Here is a 21,780-nt window from a genome sequence, read left to right as displayed (position 1 = left end):
GGCTGCCTCACTCTTCTCCCTCCCTCCCCCCCCCCCCCCCCCCTCCCCCCCCCTCCCCCCCTCTCGTCGTGGCTGCCCCTGCCGCTGGGGCGGGCACGGGTCACGGGCGCAGGTCGGCTCCGGCCGTGGGGGTCTCGTCGAGGAAGCCGCCCGACTGGTGCTGCCACAGCTTCGCGTAGGCGCCTTCCGCGTCGAGCAGTTCCTGGTGGGTGCCCTGCTCGACGATCCGGCCGCGGTCGAGGACGACGAGCCGGTCCATGGTGGCGACGGTGCTGAGACGGTGCGCGACGACGAGCGCCGTCCGCCCTTCCATGAGCCGCCAGAGGGCGTCCTGGACGAGGATCTCGCTCTCGGAGTCGAGGGCGCTGGTGGCCTCGTCGAGCAGCAGGATCGGGGCGTCCCGCAGGATCGCCCGGGCCAGGGCGACCCGCTGGCGCTGTCCGCCGGAGAGCTTCACCCCGCGCTCCCCCACCATGGTGTCGAAGCCGTCCGGCAGGGCGTCGGCGAACTCCGTCACGTGCGCCGCCTCGGCGGCCCGCCGGATCTCGGCCTCGGTGGCGCCCGGGCGGGCGAAGGCGATGTTCTCGCGCAGGGTGCGGTGGAACATCGCCGGCTCCTGCGGTACGTACGCCATCAGGCCGCGCAGGTCTGACTGGGCGAGCCGGCTGATGTCCTGTCCGCCGACCGTGATCCGCCCTCCGTCGATGTCGGTCATCCGCAGCAGCAGCCGGGTGAGGGTGGTCTTGCCGCCGCCGGACCGGCCGACGAGGCCGATCTTCGTCCCGCTGGGCACGGCCAGGTCGAGCCCGGTGAAGAGGGGTTCCCCGCCCGCGTGGGCGAAGTCGACCTTCTCGAAGCACACTTCCGCGCCCTGGGACAGCAGCGGCTCCGGGGGCTCCGGGTCGAGGACGGTCGGCGGGGTCAGCAGCAGTGCGGTGAACTGCGCGGCCTCCGTCATCGAGCTCTCCAGGCGGCGGTAGATCTGGTTGAACTCGAACATGATCCGGGTGGCGTTGCCGTAGTAGGTGAAGGCGACGACGACCGTCTCCACGCCGTGCCCGCGTGCGGCGAGCCCGACGGCGACCAGCAGGCCGAGGGCGTTGGTCAGTACGGACATGGGGGCGACGATCGTGTCGATGCGCAGGTTGCCGTAGTCCCACGACCGCAGCATGAGCCGCCGCGACTCGGCGACCCGCGAGCGGTGCTCGGCGGCCTCGCGTTCCTCGGCGGCGAAGGCCCGGACCGTGTCCATGTTCATCAGGCTGTCGGCGACGTGGCCCGAGACGCGGGCGATGGCCGCCTCGCGCTCGTCGACGAGCCGCTGCCGGCGGCGGATCAGCGGTGTCACGAGCAGCCCGGTGACCGCGATCATCGCCAACAGGCCGACGACGAGCAGTGGTTCGTACTGCCACAGCACCACCGAGCCGAAGATCAGGGGCACGAACTTGCCGACGATCTGGAAGGTCAGGGTGTCGACGAACTCCTCGAAGCGGGAGGCGAAGCTCAGCACCCGCTTGGTGAGCGAGCCGGCGAAGTTGTCGTGGAAGAACGCGGCGTCCTGGGCGAACAGTTCGTCCATCCCGAGGACGTAGAGCCGCTCGACGCCGAGGGCGTCGAGCCGGTTGAGGCAGTGCAGCCCGAGGCGCCACAGCGCTTCGGACAGCAGCAGGGCGCCGGCGAACCCGAGGACGTAGGGCAGGACCGGGCCGATGCCCGAGGCGACGGCGCCGGGGTCGTCCGCGATCCGGCCGACGAGCTTGGCGACGACCAGCGGTGCGACGTAGTTGATGCCGATGTTGCCCAGCGCCGGGAGCAGCATGGCGGGTGCGGCCAGGCGGCGGAGCCGGAAGAGCTCCCGTCCGTAGTGGCGCAGTGCGAGGAGTACCGGGCCCCTGCCCGGCGGACTTTGGTGTGCTTGGGAAGATCCCATACCGATCCTGTGCGGTGTGAGCGGTGGCAGGACAGGAGTCGCAGTGTTCCGCAGGGCCGCTCGCCCCGTCCAAGCGTTTTCTCCGTCTTTCCGCCGATCGGATGGCGTCTGCACCGCTGCCGCCCGGGACCGCCCGCGCCGGCCCCGGCGCCAGCATGCACACTTTCACGTTCACGCAGAAGCGCGAGCAAGAGCGCATCAAGCCTGGCAGATACTGGCCATGGTGGCGCATTCCCCTCTTGAATGAGAGACTGTGGCCCGCGCGGGCCACAGCCGCCCGCGCCGCCGCTCCCGTGCGGTCGAGCGGCTCTCGCCGCCACGGGAGGTCCGGCAGGAGGCCCTCGCGTACCGATCGCGGTGTTCGGTACGCGAGGGCCCTGCGCCCCTGCGCCCTCCGTACCGCGCAGAACCGGGACCCGCGGAAGAAACTTCGGCCGGAGGCGAATCCTCTGGGCACCTCTCCGCCTCTTATCCGCGTACGAACCCACCGGACAGACACACCACGCGCCACGGAGGAACCCCCATGCTGATCACCGCCCTCGCAGTCGTCGGAGCCCTGCTCGTCGGCGCCTGCTCCTGGCACCTGCTGCGGCGCTTCAAGAGCCGCGGCTGAGCACCGAACGCACCCCGAGGCACCCGCACCCGTCGGAGACGAGCAGCACATGAGACAACGCTTCGCCTGGCCGGACGACCGGCTGATCAAGGCCGCCCAGGACGGTGACGTCACCTCCCTCACCGCCGTCGTCCTGGAATCGCAGCCCCACGTACGCAAGTTCGCCCTCTCGCTGTGCTCCTCGCCGCAGGACGCGGAGGACGCCGCGCAGGAGGCGCTGATCATCCTCTACCGGAAGATCGGCACCCTGCGGGCCACGGGCGCGCTCGCCTCGTGGATGTTCCGCATCGTGCGCAACGAGTGCCTGCGCCAGGTACGGCTGCTCGTCCCGCGGAACGACGACGGCCCGGACGCCCCGGACACCTCGGCGCAACCGTCCGCCGAGGAGGCGGTGCTGCGCGGGCTGGAGGCGGAGCGGATCGCGGCGGCGGTGAGCGCCCTCCCCCGGGACCAGCGGCAGGTCCTGATCATGCGGGACGTGCAGGGCCTGCCCGGCAAGGCCGTGGCGGACGCGCTGGGCCTGAGCACCGCCGCGATGAAGTCCCGCCTGCACAGGGCCCGCGCGACGCTGCGGCTCTCGCTGGCACAGACCACCCACCCAGGGGCAGGAGACCCACGGCCATGACGACCACGACCACCAAGCCCGCACGGCCGGACTTCGCCAGCAGTTCCGTCCCGCGCCACCTGGCGCGGGGCGCCCTCGGCTTCGGCCTGATCATCGGCTCGATCGCCCTGGTCCCCACGGCCGGCCCGGCCGCGCTGCTGGCGGCCCCGCTGTCCCTGATCGCCTTCCGCGGCTGCCCGACCTGCTGGATGGTCGGCCTGGCCCAGACCGTCTCCCGCGGCCGCCTCCGACGCGCGTGCGCGAACGGCACCTGCACCCTCACCCGGGCGGACCCGGCGGACACCGCCGGCGGGTGACCCGGGCCGGCCCCGCGCCCGTACGGCGGACGAAGGCCTTGCGCCGTCAGCCGCGCGTGCTGCCGTGCGTGCCGTCGTGCGCCGTCGGAAGGGTGCGGGGGACCCGGTCTTCCGTGCCGGGTTCGACGATCACGAACTGGCCCATCATGCCGCGGTCCTCGTGGCGCAGGATGTGGCAGTGGAACATGTAGGGCGTCTCCGGATCGGCGAAGTGCCCGAACTCCACGGCGAGCCTGGCCCTGGACTTCGCGGGCAGGAAGACGGTGTCCTTCTGCGACTGGTACCACTGCGGAGGCGGCCTGCCGTCGATGTCGAGGACCCGGAGGGCGACTTCGTGGATGTGGAAGTTGTGCGCGTGGTCCCGGGCTTCGACCTCCCAGATCTCCCTGGCCCCGGCCGGTACGACCTCGTCGATACGGGCCATGTCGTAGTCGCGGCCGTTGATCTCGTCGTCCCCGTCGAGGCGGAAGACGCGGACCCGGGCCCCGGGGGGCACATCGATCGGCGGCGTCGCCGCCAGGCGGTCCGGCACCTCGGGTGACGGGCGCAGCCGCTCGGCGGCGGTGATCCTCAGCAGGTCGAAGTCCCCCTTGTCGATGGGGTCCCGGCCGCCGGAGCTGCGCAGGACGACGCTCTCGCCCGGGGAGAAGGCGACGACGATCTCGGCGCGTTCGGCCGGGCTCAGCGAGATCCGGTCCACCCGGGCCGGCACCGGGAGCAGGCCGGCGTCGGCGCCGACGACCTGGAACGCGCGGCCGTCGGCGAAACCGATGTGGAAGAGCCGGGAGTTGGAGGCGTTGAGGATCCTCAGCCGCACCCGCTGGGAGCCGACTTCCAGGTGGGGGTCGAGGGTGCCGTTGACGAGGATCCGGTCGCCGAGGAAGAACACCGAGTCGTCGAGCCTCTTCTCCGACAGGGTGCCGTCGTCGTTGACGACCTTGTCCTGGACGATCAGGGGGAAGTCGTCGACGCCGTAGGTCCCGGGCAGGTCCAGGGCCTGCGCCTGGGGGTCGTCGAGCAGGAACATCCCGGCCAGGCCCCGGTACACGTGCTGGACGGTGTAGCCGTGGGGGTGGGGGTGGTACCAGGTGGTGGCCGCGGGCTGGTCGACGGTCCAGTGCGGGGACCAGGTGGCGTCCGGGGCGATGATCTGCTGGGGTCCGCCGTCCATCAGGGCCGGCACCCGCATGCCGTGCCAGTGGACGGTGGTGTCCTCACCGATGCGGTTGACGATGTTCACCCGGACGCGGTCCCCGCGCGAGGCCCTCAGCGTCGGCCCCAGGTAGGAACCGTTGAACCCCCAGGTCGGGGCCGGTTCGCCGGGCAGGAACTCGGTCTTGCCGCGCTGCGCCGTCAGGGTGAAGGCCTTCACCCCGGCCCCGTCGACCACGGGCTCCAGCAGGGGCGGGATCCGCAGCGGGTTGGCCGGGACGCGGGTGCCGCCTTCCGTCGGCGGTCCGGTCGTCGGCCCGTCGGTGCGGCCGGAACGGCCCGACGCGGATCCGCACCCCTGGACACCGGTGGCCGCTGCCAGCAGCAGGAATGCGCGACGTCTCACCCGAGCACCATAGGGCGCACACCATTGCATTCCGGATATCCCACACAGTCAGCCGGCCCCGGACGCACGAAAGGCCGCCCTCCCACGGATGAGAGAACGGCCTCCGACCTGCGTTTCCGCATGGTCGGGACGACAGGATTCGAACCTGCGACCCCTTGACCCCCAGATGGCTGCGTCGGGCCGCAACCGGAACGAGCTCGCACAAGCCGTCGACCTGTCCCCGTCGCTGTACGACACCGCCACGGTGTCCCTGGTCCCCGGGCCCTGGCAAACAGCCTGCGTGGACTGGCTGCTGACGCACACGACGCACGTACGGGGCCCGCTTGCACGCTTGCGCTGGTTCGACGCCCACCTGTCAGCCTACGCCGTTGCCGTCGCGCTCCGCAGCGTCGGAAGGCAGCAGCGAACCGACCAGGCGCAGGACGCGCATGGCCGGACTCTGCACCCCGCCGTTGTCGAACACTGGCCAACCGCCATCACCGGCCGTCGGGGCTTCCGCATCAGCGCGACGTCCTGCCGCCTGGCCGCGCCGCGCCGCTCTTGCAGACCGCCCCAGGAGTGCGCTCATGCGCCCCTTGTGTCGCCTGTTCGCCGCATGGGTGCTCGTTTTTGCTGTGAGCGTGCAGAAATCCTTATGCGTCGCAGACCAGCGGCGTCGCCTGGGGCCGGCTCCCGTTCACGGAAGGGGCTCGTCACGTGACGTACCACGCGCGCGGTATCCAACAGCAGCGCTCGGTGACGACCGTGCTGCCGGAGGCGGCTGTGCTGCGAAGACAGGTCGCCGGCGTGCTCGACACGTTCCTGGAGCGCAAGGCTCGTACGGCCACGAGCCTGTGCATGCCGGCCGAGGTGACCGAGTGCCTGCGCGACTTCGTCGCCGCCGGAGGGAAACATCTGCGTCCCCTGCTGTGTGTGACCGGCTGGCAGGCCGCTGGAGGTCACGGCGCCCCAGTCCCGGTGATGAGGACTGCAGCATCGCTGGAGATGTTCCACACCTTCTGCCTCATCCACGACGACGTCATGGACGACAGCGGCAGCCGCCGCGGTGCCCCCACCGTCCACCGCCGCCTCGCACAGCGCCACGAACACGGTCGTAGTGCTGTGGCTGCCCAGCGCGTCGGGGCCAGCGGCGCCATCCTCGTCGGCGACCTGGCGCTGGCCTACTCGAACGAACTCCTGCACACCGCCGGCCTCACGCCCTCTCAGCTCAACGCGGTGTTACCGCTCATCGACGACATGCGCAGCGAGGTGATGTACGGCCAGTACCTGGACGTCACCGCCGCCGGCCGCCCCACCAGGGACGTGGAGCCGGCGCTGCGCATCGCCCGGTACAAGACCGCCAAATACACCGTGGAGCGCCCCCTGCACATCGGCGCCGCGCTCGCCGGTGCACCGCTCGCGGTCCTTGAGACGCTGAGTGCCTACGCTCTGCCCGTCGGCGAGGCCTTCCAGCTGCGCGATGACCTCCTCGGCGTTTTCGGCACCCCGCAGGTGACCGGCAAGCCGTCCCTGGACGATCTACGCGACGGCAAGCACACCGTGCTGGTCGCCCTGGCACTCCGCCGCGCCGATCCCCCTCAGCGACGCATCCTGCACGCCCTGCTGGGAAGCCCCTGCCTCGACGAGACCGGAGCCGAGCGCATCCGCCAGGTACTCACGGCCACCGGCGCCCGGAGCGCAGTGGAAAGCATGATCGGCACTCTGCGGACGCGGGCTCTCCACGCGTTGGAGACCGCGCCCTTCCCGACCCACGCCATCGCTGAGCTGCGTCAACTCGTCGACACCGCCACGGCAAGGAACTCATGAACCCGGCTCCGCCATCGGAGCCCGCCATCTGAGCGCGCCGTCTGAGCTCTTTGCCTCGGAGCGGAGGGCGTCCTGCACCACACAATCGCCGTCACCAAACTTTCGCCTTGTGATGACGGGACCGACAGGGCGGTCAACAGGGAGCCAACGTGAAGAACAATCCGATCCCCGCCGCGGCCGGGGGACTGCCGCTGCTGGGCCACCTCCTGCCCTTGGTCCGCGACCCCCTCCGGTTCCTCACCCGGCTGCCCGAGGAGGGAGACCTCGTACGGGTCCGTCTCGGCCCGGTGGAGACGCTCGTGGTCTGCGACCCGGTCCTCACCAGCGAGGTCCTGCGCGACGACCGGACCTTCGACAAGGGCGGACCCTTCGCCGACCGCGTCCGGGAGGTCACCGGCAACGGGGTCGTGTCCTGCCCCCACAGCGAGCACCGCCGTCAACGGCGCCTGCTCCAGCCCGCCTTCCACCCCGCCCGGCTCCCCGGCTACGCCCGGGCCGTAACCGACCGGGCAGCCGAGGCAGCCGGATCCTGGCAACACGGGCAGGCCCTCGACGTGTTCGCGGTCATGCAGCAGCTCACGGCACGCATCACGATCGACACGATGTTCTCCACCACGGCGCCGCCCGGAGTACTCACGCAGGCGATCGACGACCTCAACACCGTCGCCAAGAACATCGTGGTACGGATGGCGACACCGCCGCCGCTGGACCGGCTGCCCATCCCCAGCAACCGCCGCTTCCACCAGGCGCTGGACCGCCTGACCCATGCCCTGCGCCCCATCGTCACCGAACGCCGGGCCACCCGTGTCGACCACGGCGACCTGCTGTCCATGTTCGTGACGGCCCACGACAGCGAATCCGGGCCGGCCGAGCAGCAACTGACCGACGCCGAAATCACTGATCAGGTCGTCACGTTCTTCATCGGTGGGACGGACACGGCCGCGGCCACCCTGTCGTGGGCACTGCACATGCTGGGACAGCACCCCGAGATCGAGAAGCGCCTGCACGCCGAGGTCGACGCTGTCCTCGACGGCCGCCCGGCCACCCACGCAGACCTGCCCCAGCTGGAGCTGACCAGCCGCATCCTCACCGAGACACTCCGCATGTGGCCTCCGGGCTGGATCCTCACCCGTGCCTGCACCGTCGACACCCACCTCGGACAGCACCCGGTCCCCGCCGGGACCCCCATCGTCTACAGCCCCTACCTCCTCCACCACCGGGCCGACCTGTATCCCGGCCCCGACCGCTTCGACCCCGACCGATGGGCCCCCGACCACCCCAACCCGCCCCGACGCGAGGCGTTCATCCCCTTCACGGGAGGCGCCCGCAAGTGCATCGGCGACCGCTTCTCCATGAACCTGACCGTGATCGCCCTGGCCACCATCGCCGCCCGGTGGCGCCTGCAGCCCCTACCCGGTGCGCGCGTGCGCCCCACCATCGGCGCCGTCCTCGCCCCCGGCGGGCTGCGGATGCGCGCCATCGCCCGATCGGCTGCCGGCACCGGTGCCCGGCCGGCCGGCGGCAGCGGCATCGACGGACCGAAGGCAGGCTGATTCCGCGCCCGTGCGCCCAGTACATCCCCCGAACCGACCCTGGAGGACTCATGGCAGATACGTTGCTTCAGCCGGACCAGTTGTCGGCCTCGGTGTACGACGTCGCCGTGGTGTCCTTCGTCGACGGCCCGCAGCAGCCCGCCTGCCTGCAGTGGCTCACCGATCACCGCACGACCCCCTTCACCTGGGGGGCTTCCCCCGAGGCCAACTGGTACGACGCGTACCTGTCGACCTACGCCGCCGCGCTCGCGCTGCACAACGCCGGCCGGTACTCCCTGTCCGAGCCCGCTCTGTCGGCACTGGCCGGACTCGTTCCCCCGGCTCCCACCGGCGTACTGGAAACCCTGACCTTCGGCGGTCTGGTGGACGCCCTGGACCGGTTCTGCGCCAACCGCGGCTGGCCGTTACCCCGGCACCCCGGACCCGTACGGGCCGTCATCGACCGCGAGCGCGCCAAGTGGAGCCGGATGAGATCCTGGGACCGCTTCCTCGACCCGGACCGGTCCATCGCCGGCTACTGCGCCGAACGCGTCTTCGGCGACGAAGCCATCGACGCCGAAACGTTCCTGGAGGCCTTTCAGGTCCCCAACGGCTCCCTATCCAACGCGCCTGCCGCCTCGGCGCTCTTCCTCCTCGAAGTGGAACGCCGTGGCAAGAGCCTGGAATCCGAGCGCGTCAAACGGCTGAGGCACTACCTTCACACCTGCCCCGTCCCGGTCGGCTACCTGGACTGGGTTCCCCACTTCACCACCGCGTGGACGGTGATCTTCGAGCACGCCGCAGGAACCGTGCCCAGCCCCGGTCCGGCAGCGCTGGACGCGCTGGTCAAGGATCTGCACCACCCGTCCGGCCTGCTCTGCACCGTCAGCACCCTGGGCGGCGGGCTCACCATCCCCGGCGACGCCGACAGCACGGCCTGCGCCATGCTGGCCGCGAGCATCACGGGCCGCCAGGCTCCCGACTCCTCGTGCCTCGACCCGTTGTTCGATCCGTCCCAGGGGTACTACCGCACCTTCCTGTTCGAGCACGACGCCTCGGTCACCACCAACATCCACGTCGCAGCCGTGCTCGCCCTTGACGGGCGCGCCGACCGTCTGGCACAGCTTCTGCGCTGGCTGACCCGGGCCGTCGGCGAGGGCCGGACCCTGTGCAAGTGGCACCTGTCCCCGGCCTACGCACACGGTGAACTGGCCCGCGTCACGGCGGCGATGGACCACCCGCTGGCGGCTCCCCTGTGCTCACGGGCCGTGGAGAGCCTGCTGGCCACGCAGAACCCGGACGGCGGGTGGGGGCCGCACGGCTCCACGGCCGAGGAAACCGCATACGCCGTCCACGGCCTCGCAACCGCAGCGCACAGCCACGCCCACACGTACGCCGCCCGGGTCACCGACGCGCTCGGGGTCGCCCACACCTATCTCACCACCCACCAGCCGCAGGAAGCGGCCCTCTGGCTCGGCAAGACGCTGTACTGCCTGCGCCCCCTGGTACCCGTACTGCAGCACACCGCCGTCGTGCACGCCGGACACGCGACCGGAAACGGTCACGAGACCCGGAGCGCCAGCCGGGCAGGACGTGACGTGACCTGACCCGATCACGGTGCCGCTGGGCCGTGCGCATCGTCAGGGGAGACACCGAAGAGGTCGTCGAAAGCGTGCTGGTCCGCCGTGGCGTCGGCCCCGGGGCGGTACCGCTCGCAGTTCACGTGCCAGTCATGAGTTCCGCGGACCAGCGTGCGCATGTGGACGAGGCAGTGCTCGGCGGCGATCCGGGCTTCGTCGGAAAGCCGCAGTGCACGGACCAGGTCGGGCAGTTCCCGGTCGGCTTTGAGGAAGTCCTGGATCCTGTGGGAGATCAGGCCGTGGACGTGGTCCACCGCCTGCTGGGGAGCCAGGCCGCGCTCGGCCTGGAGGGCGAGCGCCAGATTGCTCATCTCCCCGGAAGCCGCCTCCTTGGGGTAGGAGACGAGGTCGTTGGTCCACATGATGACGTCGGCCGCGCTCCACAGCAGGGTCTGATAGGTGGTGCTGCAGAACACGGTGTCGGGGAGCCGGACCCGGTGGATGTGGTGCTGGAGGTCGTGCGCGTACGCGACCCAGCCAAGCTTCCCGCGGAGCTCGAAGCAGGTGGCCACGTCCATCGGTGTCTGAGCGGCACGGTGGAGCGAGGCGCGCAGCTGGCAGCGGAACGCCTCCGACATGTGGTCGTAGAAGCGCCGGCGCCACTGAGGCGAAGTATCACGTCCAGCACGCCGCCAGAGGTCCGCCAATGCCGTCGTGGCCGGGTTCGGCCGGATCCGAACGCTGGTGTCGTCGAGGAGGACGGCGCGGCATTCGTCCAAAACCGGGGCCAGGAGGCCGGGACGCAGACCCGCGGTGGCTTCGTCGATCTGGTCCTCGAACAGGGCCGCCCAGGTCATCCAGTCGGTGAACAGCTGGAGGTCCGGCAAGTCATCGACGGTGGGAGCGTAGTAGGAAGTGATCAGATCGACGCGATACCTCCGGAGCCGTTCCGCAGCGGCTTCGGACGTCACCAGGCCGAAGCTGCGGGCCCACTCCAGCGTGGCGGGGTAGAGCTGGTTTTCCACGGGGTTGGACTGCGAGGGGGCGAAAGGGATGTCGATCCTCGGAATCGTGACCTCAATGGCCATCTGACCTCCTTGCCAGTCGTGCGCGATTCATGCCGCCCGGTCTGCCACCGCGGCATCCGGTTCGGGCGGGCCCCGGCACATCCGCCCTGAACCCCAGCCGCTTCCTCGCCACAAGCAGATGCGGCTCCACCCCGACCGCGCCAGAGCACACGCCCCGGCGCACCAGCGCACGCACGAGCGAAACCACCCCACCAATCACTCCTGCCCGACAAGCCCCTGCTCAGCATGGGCGCGGTGCCTGCACGAAGGATCTGCGGCTGGTCTCCGGAGCCGGGGGCTTGGCACCCCGACAAGGGAAATGTGCTGGTCACGCATCTCCACACTCCAAGGTGGCCGCCTGTGGCCGCACGCTGGAAGCACCCACTCCGCTCCGCCTCCCGGAGGCGATCCCCATGCGTACCAGCGCCGTCCACGGGCTGGACGTGCGACCACATTGCGACCGCCATGGCCCCGGACGCACGAAAGGCCGCCCTCCCACGGATGAGAGAACGGCCTCCGACCTGCGTTTCCGCATGGTCGGGACGACAGGATTTGAACCTGCGACCCCTTGACCCCCAGTCAAGTGCGCTACCAAGCTGCGCCACGTCCCGATGCCTGCTGACCTGGGGTTTCCCCTTGGCCTGACCGGCACGAGAACAATACCGCACTTCCGAGGGTGGTCGCGCGCACCTTTTCGGCGCGGGCGGGAGTTGACCTCAAGTGCGATTGAGGTTGCACGGTTGGTGCATGACACAGGCATCCGCGGACACCGGGCTCCGCTACGAGGATCTGGACCGGCTGATCGCGCTCATGACAGGGGCCGAGAAGCACGGGCCCGCCGCCACTTCCACCCTCGACGTGCTGTGGGTGCTCTACGACCGGGTGCTGCGCGTCGGGCCCGGGAACGCGCGGGACGCCGGGCGGGACCGGTTCCTGCTGTCCAAGGGGCACGGGCCGATGGCCTACTACGCCGTGCTCGCCGCCAAGGGGTTCTTCCCCGTCGACTGGCTGCCCGGCTTCGGGGCGTACGACTCCCCGCTCGGCCACCACCCCGACCGCACCCTGATCCCCGGCGTGGAGATCGCCAGCGGCTCGCTCGGGCACGGGCTGCCGCTCGGCGTCGGCACCGCGCTCGGGCTGCGGGCCCAGGGGCTGGACGAGGCCGCCGTGTGGGTGCTGATCGGGGACGCGGAGCTCGACGAGGGCAGCAACCACGAGGCCATCGCCCACGCCGGCTCGGCCGGGCTGGAGGCGCTGCACACCGTGGTGATCGACAACGACTCCGCCACCCACGGCTGGCCCGGCGGGATCGCCTCCCGCTTCGAGGCGGCCGGCTGGAGCACGGTCACCGTGGACGGGCGGGACCACGCGGCGCTGCACGCCGCCTTCACCACACCGCATCCGGGCCGGCCGCACGCCGTCGTCGCCCGCGTCGAGAAGAAGTTCTGAGGGGAAGGGGCATGGACGTCATGGACACCATGCGGGAGAGGTTCATCGCGGTCACGTCGAGGCTGCTCGACGAGGACCCCCGGCTGGCAGTCGTGCTCGCCGAGATCTCCATGGACGGCTTCCGGCCCGCCCAGGAGCGGCACCCGGACCGGGTGATCAACGTCGGGATCCGGGAGCAGCTGCTCGTCGGGGTGGGCGGCGGGCTGGCCCTCACCGGGCTGCGGCCCGTGCTGCACACCTTCGCCAGCTTCCTCGTCGAGCGGCCGTTCGAGCAGGTCAAGCTGGACTTCGGACACCAGGGCACGGGCGGGGTGCTGGTCAGCGCCAGCGCCAGCTACGACTGGCCCGCCGGCGGCTTCACCCACATGGCACCCGGCGACGTGGCACTGCTCGACACCCTCGACGGCTGGACCGTCCACGTGCCCGGCCACCCCGACGAGGCGGAGGCGCTGCTGCGGCACGCCTACGCCGCCGGGGACGACCGGGTGTACGTCCGGCTCTCCCAGCAGTCGAACGCCGCCCCGCGCCCCCTGGGCGACCTGCGCTTCCAGACCGTACGGGAGGGGCGGGCGGGCGTGGTGCTGGCCGTCGGGCCGCTGCTGGACAACGTCCTCGCGGCGACCGAGGGCCTCGACGTCACCGTCCTGTACGCGGCCACCGTGCGCCCCTTCGACGACGCGGCCCTGCGCGCCGCCGCCGGGCGGGCCGCGGCGGACGTGGTGCTGGTGGAGCCGTACCTCGCCGGCACCTCGGCGGCGGCCGCCGCGCAGTCCCTCGTGGACGTCCCGCACCGGGTGCTGCCGCTGGGCGTGGGGCGCGCCGAGCTGCGCCGCTACGGCACGATCGACGAGCACACCGCCGCCCACGGCCTGGACGCCGGCTCCCTGCGGGAGCGGATCACCGGCTTCCTGCGCTGATCACCCCCGGTGGCCGGGCCTGGCGTACAGCAGCTCCGCCAGCTCGGCGGCCAGGGCCTTGACCGTCGCCAGGCCCTGGGTCCCCCACCGCCTCGGCACCACGTCCACCGCGCAGACGGTGCCGAGGACGAAGCCGCGCCGGTCGGTGAGGGGCGCGCCGAGGTAGGAGCGCACCCCGCTCTCGTCGACGACCGCGTTCCCCGCGAAGCGCGCGAAGTCGCGTACGTCCTCCAGGACCAGGGCCCGCCGCCGCACCACGACGTGGGGGCAGTAGCCGTGGTCCCGGGGCAGTACGCGGGCCGGGTAGCCGCTGGCGGCGGCGTCCGGGCCGTGGTGCAGGCCGGCGAAGAACTGCCGTTCCTCGCCGACGAAGTTGACGCCCGCGTAGGGGGCTTCCAGCGTGCGGGCCACCCGGCGCGCGAAGTCGTCGAGTTCCGGGTCGGCCCGCTCGCCGAGGTCCATCTCGCGCAGCCGGACGGCCCGCGCGGGCGCCTCCCGGTCCACGGGGGTGAGCAGCAGGTGGCCGGTCGATTCGTAGTGGGTCATGGCGGTTCCCCCGGATCCGAGTGTGGTGGGCGGCCCTGGCGGGCCGTGGACAGCAGGTGGTGGACGAGGGCGGCCAGGGTCCCCGTACCGGAGCGGGTGAGGCGCGCGTCGCACCGGACGACGGGTACGTCCGGGTCCAGGCCGACGGCGTCGCGGACCTCCTGGGAGGTGTAGCGGTGGCCGCCGTCGAACTCGTTGACGGCGACGACGAAGCCGATCCCGCGCCGTTCGAAGAAGTCCACGGCGGGGAAGCAGTCGGCGAGCCGGCGGGTGTCGGCGAGGACGACCGCCCCGAGCGCTCCCGCGCACAGTTCCTCCCACAGGAACCAGAAGCGCTCCTGTCCGGGCGTGCCGAAGAGGTACAGGACGTGCCGGTCGTCCAGGGTGAGGCGGCCGAAGTCCAGGGCGACGGTCGTGGCCGTCTTGGACGTGACCCCGTCGAGCCGGTCGGAGCCCTCGCCGAGCCCGCTCAGGAGTTCCTCCGTGCACAGCGGCTCGATCTCGCTGACCGCGCCCACGAAGGTGGTCTTCCCCGCCCCGAAGCCGCCCGCGACCAGGATCTTCAAGGTCGCGGGCAGGGCCGGGGCGGCCGTCTCACAGCCGTCGGCGAAGGCCATCGAGCACCGCCCGCAGCAGGCACAGGTCGTCGGCGGCGAAGGAGCCGCCGCCGGTCGGGAAGCGGGGCGCCTGTGCCATGACGGCCCCGTACTCCATCAGGTCGGACAGCAGCACCTTCACCACCACGGCCGGGAGCCGCAGCTGCCCTGCCACCTCGGCGACCGTCACCGTCGCCGCGCCGGCGCACGCGCGCAGGGCGAGGGTGTGCTCGGCCCCGAGCGGGATGCCCGGGCGGACACCAGTGGCGGTCATGCGGGACAGCAGGTCGAGCGCGACGGCGGGACGGGTCCGGCCGCCGCAGGCGGTGTACGGGCGCATGACCCGGCCGGCGGAGTCGTCCAGCCAGGGCGTGTCCCGGGCCGTGGCGAAGCCGGCCGGCGGGAAACCGTGGACCCCCCTCGCCCAGGCCCTCATCGCTCCGCGTCGGCGACGGGCCGGCGCGGCGGGGCCGCCAGGTACGGCCGTACGCTCTTGACCAGCATCGCCATCTCGTAGCCGAGCACGCCTGCGTCGGCCTCCCGGTCAGCGAGCACCGCCAGGCAGGTGCCGGAGCCGGCCGCCGAGACGAAGACGAGCGCGGTGTCGAGTTCCACGACCACCTGCCGGACCTCGGCCCCGTCCCCGAAGCGTGCGCCGGCGCTGCGGCCGAGGGAGTAGAGGCCGGAGGCGAGGGCGGCCATGTGGTCGGCGCTGTCGGAGTCCATGCCGTGTACGCAGGTGACGAGTCCGTCGGCGGTGAGCAGTACCGCGCTGCGGGTGTACGGGACCCGTTGGACCAGACCGCTGAGCAGCCAGTCGAGATCGGAGAGGCTGCCTGTCTTCGTCGCCAGTTCGCCGGCCATGGGGGTGTGCTCCTTGCTGGGGTTCATGCCTGTTCGTCCGACTGGGCGAGGCCGAAGCCCCGCTGGAAGGCGGCCATCAGGCCGGGGTCGTGCACGGGTTGTTCGGTTTCGTCGGTCCGCCGGGGGGCGGGGGTCTCGCGCAGCTGGGGCGCGAGGTGCTGCTGGGCGCGGCGCCGGGGCAGGGGCGGTCGCGCCGCCTCGGGGGCGGGGTTCTGCGGCGGGACGCGGCGCGGCTGCGGCTCCGCCGCCCAGGCCGCGGCGGGGCCGGGCCGTGCGGCCGGGGCCGGTTCCGGGGCTCCGGGGTGCCGGGGCCAGGCCGGCTCCAGGCCGGGCGCCACGCCGGTGCCGGTGTCCAGGGGCCAGGCCGGGTCCGGCTCGGGGTCGGGGGCCTCCTCGGCCGCGGGGCCCCAGGCCCAGACCGACCCGCGGGATCCCGGGGCCACGACGGCCGTTCCGGGTCCGGGGTCCGCGTCCCACGCCGCCGGCGGGCCGCCGGCCGGTTCGGAGCCCGGCGCCGGGGCCGGTGGCAGGGCCGGGGTGAGGACGCCGTCCAGTCCCCCGGCCGGCTCCGGGAGGGCGGCCGGGGCCGCTCCCCCTGCCGGGGCGGATGCCGGGCCCCCTGCGGGCGCCTGCCAGAAACCCCGGCCCGCCCCGGCGGCATGCGCCGCGTCCGGGGCACCGGCGCCACCCGCGGGGCGGCCGTCGGACACGTACGGCACCGGCGCCTGGACCGGGCCCGGGTGGGCGGCCTGCGCCGGGGCCAGGGCGCCGGCATCGCCCGCGGGGCGGCCCTGCGACGCGTACGGCAGCGGCGCCTGGGCCGGCTCCGGGCCCGGGTGGGCGGCCGGCTCCGGGGCCGGGGCGCCGACATCACCTGCGGGGCGGTACGGCACCGGATCCGGGTCCGGATCCGTGGGCCGGCCCGCGGCCGCGTACGGCATCGGCACCGGTTCCGCGGGCGGGCCCGGCCGCGGGGCCCGGGCCGCCGGGGCCAGGGGCTCGCGGGGCGCGGGGCGGAGGGTGTCCGGCCAGGAGACGGTGCCCCACGAGGTGGCCCGCGAGCCGCCCGCCGCGTCGGCCGCGCCCGGGGCCTCCGCGCCCAGCAGGCCCTGGGGCAGCACCAGGACCGCCAGCACCCCGCCGTAGATGTTGGACTTCAGCTCGACCGCGATGCCGTGCCGCCGGGCCAGCGCCGAGACGACGAACAGACCGATCCGCCCGTCGGCCAGCAGGTGCCGGACGCTCACCTGGTCGGGGTCGGCCAGCAGGGTGTTCATCCGGTGCTGCTCCTCCGCCGGCATGCCCAGCCCGCGGTCCTCGACCTCGACGGCGATCCCGGCGGTGACCCGCTCGGCCCGCACCACCACGTCCGTGTCGGGGGCGGAGAACACCGTGGCGTTCTCGACGAGTTCGGCCAGCAGGTGCACCACGTCGGCGACGGCGTGGCCCCGGACGGTGCCGCCCGCCGGGGGCACCACCTTGACCCGGGTGTACTGCTCGACCTCGGCCACCGAGGACCGCAGCACTTCGCTCAGGTCGATGGGCCGGGTCCACTGGCGCCGGGAGGCGGCACCGCCCAGCACCGCGAGGTTCTCGGCGTGCCGGCGGATCCGGGTGGCGAGGTGGTCGACGTGGAAGAGCTCCTTCAGCAGGTCGGGGTCCTCGACGGTGTCCTCCAGCCCGTCGAGCAGTGAGATCTCGCGGTGCACGAGCGACTGAAGCCGGCGCGCGAGGTTGACGAAGACCTCCACCTTGCGGTCGCTGTCGGTCGGCGCGGCCGGCAGGGCCAGCCGTACGAGGGTGGTCTGTGCCTGGTCCCGGGCTCCGCGCAGCTCCTGTGCGAGCAGCCAGAACTCGTCCACCCCGGGCTGCTCGCCCTCCGGCGGGGCGCCGCCCCGGTCCCCGCGGAGGGGGCGGACCGCGCCCTCCCCGCGTTCGAGCCGCTCGGCGGCGGTACGCAGTTCCTCGCGCCCGCGCACGCTGGAGCGGCGCAGTGCCTCGCAGCGGTCCCGGACGGCCTTGGCGGCGCGCTGGGCCCCGAGCAGGGCGGCCGCGAGCGCTCCGACGGCGAGCAGGGCGCAGCCCGCGAGCACCGGCCAGAGCCGGTCGTCGCGCGCTCCGGAGCCTCCGCCGAGGTGGAGGGTGAACATGACGGCGGCGGCGCCGCTGAGCCCGGCGGCGAGCGTGGGCAGCACGGCGGCGCGGATCAGCTGGGGGCGTATCTGCCGGCCCGGTCCCGTGACGGCGTGTCTCGACGGGGAGTGGCGGGCGGCGCGGAGTCCGGACATCGGCGTCCTCGGTACGTGGGGCCCGGCACCCAGCGAGTCGCGGGGCCCGGTGTTGATCACCGGATACCCACGCTAGACCGCACGATCCCGCAGCTGTTGCCCAGTTGGGGAACTTCACCGGGGTGCTTCCCGCTCCCGATGGAGCGCTCGTACGGCAGCCCGAATGCGCCGGGAGCGCGTACTCCCGCATGTCCGGGGGCGTGCGCCGCCGGGCGGTTGCCGGGCTCACAGCTCCTGGCGCGGCCGGTCCAGGAGCCGGGCACCGGGCGCCGATGACGGCGCCCGGCAGCACGTAGCGGTGTTCCGGGCCGGCGGGGTCGGCGCCGGTGAGCCGGTGGATGCGTTCGAGGCGGTAGGTGAGGGTGCGCACGCCCAGCCTGAGCCGCCTCGCGGCCGCGGCGGCGTTGCAGCCCGCACCGAAGTACGCGGTGAGCGTGTCGAGCAGGGGGACGGCTCCGCCGCGGGCGTCTCGGAGCGGGCCGGGGTGTGGCGTACGAGGTCGGCCATGGCGTCCCGGTCGCGGGTCAGGACGGGGTGGACGAGCGCGGCGATCAGGCGGCCCTGCACGTCCTGATCGTCCGTCAGATCGGGATCCTGGCCTTCGGGTTCGTCAGGGTCGGGGCGGTGGTGTGCGCGGCCTCCCGGGGCGTCGACGCGTACGTCCCGCGATGGCGGGACCGGCTCTCACGCCGGCTGCCGGCCGGCCCAGCCTCCCGCCTCCGGCCCCGGTAGAAGGCCGACGGCCGTCGCGCGCACGTTCCCCGTGCGCACGACGGCCGTTCCCGTCTCCCCCGTCACCGCTCCCCGGCGAGGTCCAGGTCCGCGGCCCGGGTGCCGCTGTGCGGCGGGCCCTCCGGCGCCGGGGTGCGCCAGGGGTGGGCGATGGGCGTGGAGACCGGGCGCCACCAGGGCTCGACGGGCAGCGTGCCGGCGGGCTCGAAGGGCTCGCCGGGACGCGGGGCGGCGACGCGCTGGCCCGCGCCCTCGGCGGCGTCGAGCGTCCACTCGGCGGGCTCGGCCCAGGCGTGGAAGGCCAGGTTGAAGGTGCCCCAGTGGATCGGCAGCAGCGTGCCCGCCGGGGCGCCGCCCTGGAGGTCGAGGTGGGCCCGGAGGCCCTCCTCGGGGGTCATGTGGATGTCGGGCCAGTACTCCGAGTAGGCGCCGATCTGGATCATCGTCGCGTCGAACGGGCCGTGCTGGGCGCCGATCTCCTTGAAGCCCGGGAAGTAGCCGGTGTCCCCGCTGTGGAAGATCCGGTGCTCTCCGCTGCTGACGACCCAGGAGGCCCACAGGGTGAACTGCTGGTTGCGCAGGCCGCGCCCGCAGAAGTGCCGGGCGGGGGTGGCGGTGAGGGTGAGGCCCGCGACCTCGGTCGACTCGTTCCAGTCGAGCTCGCGCAGCCGGTCCGGGGAGACGCCCCACCGCTCCAGGTGCGCGCCGACGCCGAGCGGGACGGCGAAGACCGTGTCCGTGCGGGCCAGGGCCTTGATCGTGGGGAGGTCGAGGTGGTCGTAGTGGTCGTGGGAGATCACGACGACGTCGACGGAGCCCAGCGAGGCCAGCGGCACCGGGACGGGGTGGAGCCGCTTGGGCCCGGCGAAGGGGAAGGGGGAGCACCGGTCGCCCCAGACGGGGTCGAAGAGGACGCGGCGGCCGTCGATCTCCGCGAGGATGCTGGAGTGGCCCATCCAGGTCAGCCGGAGCCCGCTCGCCGGCGGCTTGGCCAGGTCGGCGAGGGTGGTCGGGTGGACGGGGATCGGCGCTTCGGGGCTGCGGCGGGCCCGCTGCTCCTTGTGGAAGTAGATCTTGGCGAACTCCGCCATGGATCCGGAAGGCCTGGTCCGGGCCCCCACCGGGTTCTGGAAGACGCCGTCGGCGAAGTTCGGCGAGCGCAGGATCCGCTCCAGCCGTGCGCCGGACGGGTCCGCGCCGAAGGCTTCGGGCCGCAGGGCGCGCAGCCGGGGACGCAGGGGAAGGGAGCCGGTCAAGGCGCCTCCTGGGAAGGTGCAGGACGGGACGGTCGAGTGCTACGACCATCCCAACGCACACCGGCCCCGGAGGATTCCGCCGCGCGGTGTCCGGGCCGCCGCCGCGGCCGTCACCCCGCTGCCGGGCCGCCGCTGCCCGTCCGCCGCTCCCCCTCCCCCGCGCTTCCGCTACAGCGGCAGCAGGTCCGGGCGCTTGGCCTCGACGTGGTCACCGGAGGACTCGCCGCGCAGCCGGCGGCCGATCCACGGGACGAGGTGCTCGCGCGCCCACTGGATGTTGTCGCGGGTCACGTCCACCGAGCCGCGCGGCGGGACGGGCGGCCAGGGCTGGTCCGGGTCGGCGGGCACCTCGTAGCCGAGGACCTGTGCGGCGCGCAGCGCGACGCGGGTGTGGCCCTCGGGCGAGAGGTGGAGCCGGTCGCCGTCCCAGGCCCGGCGGTCCTGGACGGTCTTGAGGGACCACAGGTCGAGCACGGGGCAGTCGTAGCGGTCGGCGATGGCGCGGACGTGGACGTTGTACGTCGCGATCTTGCCGCGCAGGTGCTTGAGGACCGGCACGCCCCGCGTGTCGAAGCCGGTGGTGATCATCACGAGGCCCACGGAGGCCTTGAGGTCGGCGAGGGCCGCCTCGAACCGCTCCGCGACGTCGTCCGGGTCGCTGCCGGGGCGGATGATGTCGTTGCCGCCCGCGCAGAAGGTGACGAGGTCGGGTGCGAGTTCCTTGGCTCTCGGGACCTGGTCGGCCACGATCTGGTCGAGTACTTTGCCCCGCACGGCCAGATTCGCGTACCGGAAGTCGTGCTCGTCGCGCTGATCGGCCAGGAGCACGGCGAGGCGGTCCGCCCAGCCGAGGTAGGAATCCCCGGGTCCCGGGTCCCCTACGCCTTCGGTGAAGCTGTCCCCGATCGCCGCGTACGAGCCGATGGTCTTCAGTGTCGTCGTCGTCGCTGCCACAGGACAGCATCCTTCACCTTGGCAACCAACCTACGCCAACGTAATGAGGGGTTGACGGGCCGTGATCTATACCACGCGGGGGATAAGGAATAAGTACACGCGGGGCCGGGACCCCCCTCGGGTCCCGGCTCCGCGCGCGTTCTCGTGCCGACGGCGGGTGCCGTCAGATGCTCACGCCCTTCGAGCGGAGGTAGGCGAGCGGGTCGACGTCCGAGCCGTAGGACGGGCCGGTGCGGATCTCGAAGTGGAGGTGCGGGCCGGTCACGTTGCCGGTCGCGCCGGAGAGGCCGACGGTCTGGCCGCCGGTGACGCTCTGGCCCACGGAGACGGAGAGCGAGGAGAGGTGGGCGTACTGGGAGTACTTGCCGTCGGCGTGCTTGATGACGACCTCGTTGCCGTACGCGCCGCCCCAGCCTGCGGAAACCACGGTGCCCGCGCCGACGGCCCGGACGGTGGTGCCGGTGCTCGCGATGAAGTCGACGCCGGTGTGGTAGCCGGAGGACCACATGGCGCCGCTCATGCGGTACTGGGTGGAGACGCCGCCGGTGACGGGGGCGGTGAAGCCGGACGCGGCGGCGGGCGCGGCGGGCACGGAGGCCTTCTCGCTCTTGGCGGCGGCGCCGGAGCCCTGGGCGGCCGCGCCGCCGGAGGTGCGGCTGGGCTTGCCGGCGGTGGTCTTGCCCGCGGCCTTCGGGGCGGGGGCCTTGCCGCCCAGCCCCTCGGGCGCGGCCGGAGCCTCGCTGGAGGATCCCTCGACCGGGGCCGCAGGGGCCTTCGGGGCGGGGGCCGCGTCCTGGCCGCCGACGAGGTTCAGCTTCAGGCCCGGGTGGATGAGGGAGGGGTCGGTGCCGACGGCCTCGCGGTTGTCGGCGTACAGCTGCTGCCAGCCGCCCTCGATGTGGCGCTCGGCGGCGATCTTGGAGAGGTGGTCGCCCGGCACGACCGTGTACACGGTGGGCGCGGCGGTGGGGGCGGCGGCGAGCGGGGCCTGCGGCGCCTGCGCGCTCTGCGCCGGCGCGGACGTCGCCGGGGCGGCGGCCGGGGCGGCGTTGGCGGCGGCGGCACCCATCAGCGGGAGCGCGAGGGCGGCTCCGCCGGTTCCGGCGACGGCGAAGCCGCGGGATATCGAACGGGACTTCGGACGGCGGTGCTTACCCTTTCCGGGCATGGC

At 73.0% G+C, this 21,780-nt stretch carries 19 protein-coding genes, 1 tRNA gene and 1 pseudogene; 8 read left to right on the top strand and 13 right to left on the bottom strand.

Translation table 11 applies throughout. From position 1 onward, the window contains the following. Positions 1–100: 100 nt before the first annotated feature. Entirely contained in the window at positions 101–1,930 is a 1,830-nt protein-coding gene (locus AC07A6_RS22560) for an ABC transporter ATP-binding protein (protein ID WP_362467070.1), read from the bottom strand. Positions 1,931–2,592: 662 nt separating this feature from the next. On the opposite strand from AC07A6_RS22560, the gene AC07A6_RS22555 reads away from it, so the two are divergent. Both AC07A6_RS22555 and AC07A6_RS22550 read left to right on the top strand, forming a co-directional pair. Then, entirely contained in the window at positions 2,593–3,168 is a 576-nt protein-coding gene (locus tag AC07A6_RS22555) for an RNA polymerase sigma factor (RefSeq protein ID WP_386272802.1), read from the top strand. Next, positions 3,165–3,464 carry a hypothetical protein gene (locus AC07A6_RS22550; RefSeq protein ID WP_478778256.1) on the top strand — a complete coding sequence of 100 codons (300 nt, stop codon included), beginning with the start codon at positions 3,165–3,167 and terminating at the stop codon, positions 3,462–3,464. The genes AC07A6_RS22555 and AC07A6_RS22550 overlap by 4 nt, the downstream gene beginning before the upstream one ends. A gap of 46 nt (positions 3,465–3,510) precedes the next feature. Here AC07A6_RS22550 and AC07A6_RS22545 read toward each other — a convergent pair whose 3' ends face one another. Then, positions 3,511–5,022: a multicopper oxidase family protein gene (locus AC07A6_RS22545; RefSeq protein ID WP_478778255.1), complete on the bottom strand. Its 1,512-nt coding sequence runs from the start codon at positions 5,020–5,022 to the stop codon at positions 3,511–3,513. A gap of 696 nt (positions 5,023–5,718) precedes the next feature. Between AC07A6_RS22545 and AC07A6_RS22540 the strand changes: the two genes are divergently transcribed. The 3 genes from AC07A6_RS22540 to AC07A6_RS22530 all read left to right on the top strand — a co-directional run bounded on the left by AC07A6_RS22540 (position 5,719) and on the right by AC07A6_RS22530 (position 9,967). Beyond that, positions 5,719–6,828 (top strand): polyprenyl synthetase family protein, encoded by a 1,110-nt coding sequence (locus AC07A6_RS22540; RefSeq protein ID WP_478778254.1) that lies wholly within the window; start codon positions 5,719–5,721, stop codon positions 6,826–6,828. Between the two features lie 149 nt (positions 6,829–6,977). Continuing rightward, a complete protein-coding gene (locus AC07A6_RS22535; RefSeq protein ID WP_478778253.1) occupies positions 6,978–8,381 on the top strand; it encodes a cytochrome P450 in 1,404 nt (467 codons plus the stop codon). Positions 8,382–8,431: 50 nt separating this feature from the next. Continuing rightward, a complete protein-coding gene (locus AC07A6_RS22530; RefSeq protein WP_478778252.1) occupies positions 8,432–9,967 on the top strand; it encodes a prenyltransferase/squalene oxidase repeat-containing protein in 1,536 nt (511 codons plus the stop codon). A gap of 5 nt (positions 9,968–9,972) precedes the next feature. On the opposite strand, the gene AC07A6_RS22525 is transcribed toward AC07A6_RS22530, so the two are convergent. Together AC07A6_RS22525 and AC07A6_RS22520 are read right to left on the bottom strand one after the other, a co-directional pair. Then, positions 9,973–11,028 (bottom strand): terpene synthase family protein, encoded by a 1,056-nt coding sequence (locus AC07A6_RS22525; RefSeq protein WP_478778251.1) that lies wholly within the window; start codon positions 11,026–11,028, stop codon positions 9,973–9,975. 513 nt (positions 11,029–11,541) lie between these two features. Then, a tRNA-Pro gene (locus tag AC07A6_RS22520) sits at positions 11,542–11,618 on the bottom strand. A gap of 136 nt (positions 11,619–11,754) precedes the next feature. Here AC07A6_RS22520 and AC07A6_RS22515 point away from each other — a divergent pair. Together AC07A6_RS22515 and AC07A6_RS22510 are read left to right on the top strand one after the other, a co-directional pair. Beyond that, positions 11,755–12,456, top strand: coding sequence for a transketolase (locus tag AC07A6_RS22515; protein WP_362467074.1), 702 nt, complete (start codon positions 11,755–11,757; stop codon positions 12,454–12,456). 20 nt (positions 12,457–12,476) lie between these two features. Further along, positions 12,477–13,373, top strand: coding sequence for a transketolase family protein (locus AC07A6_RS22510; RefSeq protein WP_478778271.1), 897 nt, complete (start codon positions 12,477–12,479; stop codon positions 13,371–13,373). On the opposite strand, the gene AC07A6_RS22505 is transcribed toward AC07A6_RS22510, so the two are convergent. From AC07A6_RS22505 to AC07A6_RS22480, 6 genes and pseudogenes are all read right to left on the bottom strand, one after another. Next, complete coding sequence (locus tag AC07A6_RS22505; protein ID WP_362467075.1) at positions 13,374–13,919, bottom strand: GAF domain-containing protein; 546 nt, start codon at positions 13,917–13,919, stop codon at positions 13,374–13,376. After that, entirely contained in the window at positions 13,916–14,536 is a 621-nt protein-coding gene (locus AC07A6_RS22500) for a GTP-binding protein (RefSeq protein WP_362467076.1), read from the bottom strand. The genes AC07A6_RS22505 and AC07A6_RS22500 overlap by 4 nt, the downstream gene beginning before the upstream one ends. Further along, entirely contained in the window at positions 14,514–14,951 is a 438-nt protein-coding gene (locus AC07A6_RS22495; RefSeq protein ID WP_362467077.1) for a DUF742 domain-containing protein, read from the bottom strand. The genes AC07A6_RS22500 and AC07A6_RS22495 overlap by 23 nt, the downstream gene beginning before the upstream one ends. Next, on the bottom strand, positions 14,948–15,379 hold the full coding sequence (locus AC07A6_RS22490) for a roadblock/LC7 domain-containing protein (protein ID WP_362467099.1): 432 nt from the start codon (positions 15,377–15,379) through the stop codon (positions 14,948–14,950). Before AC07A6_RS22490 ends, AC07A6_RS22495 begins: the two co-directional genes overlap by 4 nt. A gap of 23 nt (positions 15,380–15,402) precedes the next feature. Further along, a complete protein-coding gene (locus AC07A6_RS22485; RefSeq protein WP_478778250.1) occupies positions 15,403–17,667 on the bottom strand; it encodes a sensor histidine kinase in 2,265 nt (754 codons plus the stop codon). A gap of 262 nt (positions 17,668–17,929) precedes the next feature. Next, positions 17,930–18,210: pseudogene (locus AC07A6_RS22480) on the bottom strand (helix-turn-helix domain-containing protein); the annotation flags it as partial. Between AC07A6_RS22480 and AC07A6_RS22475 the strand changes: the two are divergent. Continuing rightward, complete coding sequence (locus AC07A6_RS22475) at positions 18,154–18,399, top strand: hypothetical protein (RefSeq protein WP_478778249.1); 246 nt, start codon at positions 18,154–18,156, stop codon at positions 18,397–18,399. The pseudogene AC07A6_RS22480 and the gene AC07A6_RS22475 overlap by 57 nt on opposite strands. A 62-nt stretch (positions 18,400–18,461) precedes the next feature. Here AC07A6_RS22475 and AC07A6_RS22470 read toward each other — a convergent pair whose 3' ends face one another. The 3 genes from AC07A6_RS22470 to AC07A6_RS22460 all read right to left on the bottom strand — a co-directional run bounded on the left by AC07A6_RS22470 (position 18,462) and on the right by AC07A6_RS22460 (position 21,777). After that, a complete protein-coding gene (locus AC07A6_RS22470) occupies positions 18,462–19,655 on the bottom strand; it encodes an MBL fold metallo-hydrolase (protein WP_478778248.1) in 1,194 nt (397 codons plus the stop codon). Positions 19,656–19,823: 168 nt separating this feature from the next. Next, on the bottom strand, positions 19,824–20,609 hold the full coding sequence (locus AC07A6_RS22465) for an SGNH/GDSL hydrolase family protein (protein WP_362467080.1): 786 nt from the start codon (positions 20,607–20,609) through the stop codon (positions 19,824–19,826). Between the two features lie 163 nt (positions 20,610–20,772). Next, entirely contained in the window at positions 20,773–21,777 is a 1,005-nt protein-coding gene (locus tag AC07A6_RS22460; protein ID WP_478778247.1) for a LysM peptidoglycan-binding domain-containing M23 family metallopeptidase, read from the bottom strand. Positions 21,778–21,780: the final 3 nt, after the last annotated feature.

It is taken from the genome of Streptomyces sp. NPDC044002 (assembly GCF_056434525.1).
This window is presented reverse-complemented; position numbering and strand designations above follow the sequence as displayed.

Coding starts and splice junctions, on each gene's coding strand:
- AC07A6_RS22560 (WP_362467070.1), bottom strand. CDS start 1,930: ATGGGATCTTCCCAAGCACACCAAAGTCCGCCGGGCAGGGGCCCGGTA.
- AC07A6_RS22555 (WP_386272802.1), top strand. CDS start 2,593: ATGAGACAACGCTTCGCCTGGCCGGACGACCGGCTGATCAAGGCCGCC.
- AC07A6_RS22550 (WP_478778256.1), top strand. CDS start 3,165: ATGACGACCACGACCACCAAGCCCGCACGGCCGGACTTCGCCAGCAGT.
- AC07A6_RS22530 (WP_478778252.1), top strand. CDS start 8,432: ATGGCAGATACGTTGCTTCAGCCGGACCAGTTGTCGGCCTCGGTGTAC.
- AC07A6_RS22525 (WP_478778251.1), bottom strand. CDS start 11,028: ATGGCCATTGAGGTCACGATTCCGAGGATCGACATCCCTTTCGCCCCC.
- AC07A6_RS22515 (WP_362467074.1), top strand. CDS start 11,755: ATGACACAGGCATCCGCGGACACCGGGCTCCGCTACGAGGATCTGGAC.
- AC07A6_RS22510 (WP_478778271.1), top strand. CDS start 12,477: ATGGACACCATGCGGGAGAGGTTCATCGCGGTCACGTCGAGGCTGCTC.
- AC07A6_RS22505 (WP_362467075.1), bottom strand. CDS start 13,919: ATGACCCACTACGAATCGACCGGCCACCTGCTGCTCACCCCCGTGGAC.
- AC07A6_RS22500 (WP_362467076.1), bottom strand. CDS start 14,536: ATGGCCTTCGCCGACGGCTGTGAGACGGCCGCCCCGGCCCTGCCCGCG.
- AC07A6_RS22495 (WP_362467077.1), bottom strand. CDS start 14,951: ATGAGGGCCTGGGCGAGGGGGGTCCACGGTTTCCCGCCGGCCGGCTTC.
- AC07A6_RS22490 (WP_362467099.1), bottom strand. CDS start 15,379: ATGGCCGGCGAACTGGCGACGAAGACAGGCAGCCTCTCCGATCTCGAC.
- AC07A6_RS22485 (WP_478778250.1), bottom strand. CDS start 17,667: ATGTCCGGACTCCGCGCCGCCCGCCACTCCCCGTCGAGACACGCCGTC.
- AC07A6_RS22460 (WP_478778247.1), bottom strand. CDS start 21,777: ATGCCCGGAAAGGGTAAGCACCGCCGTCCGAAGTCCCGTTCGATATCC.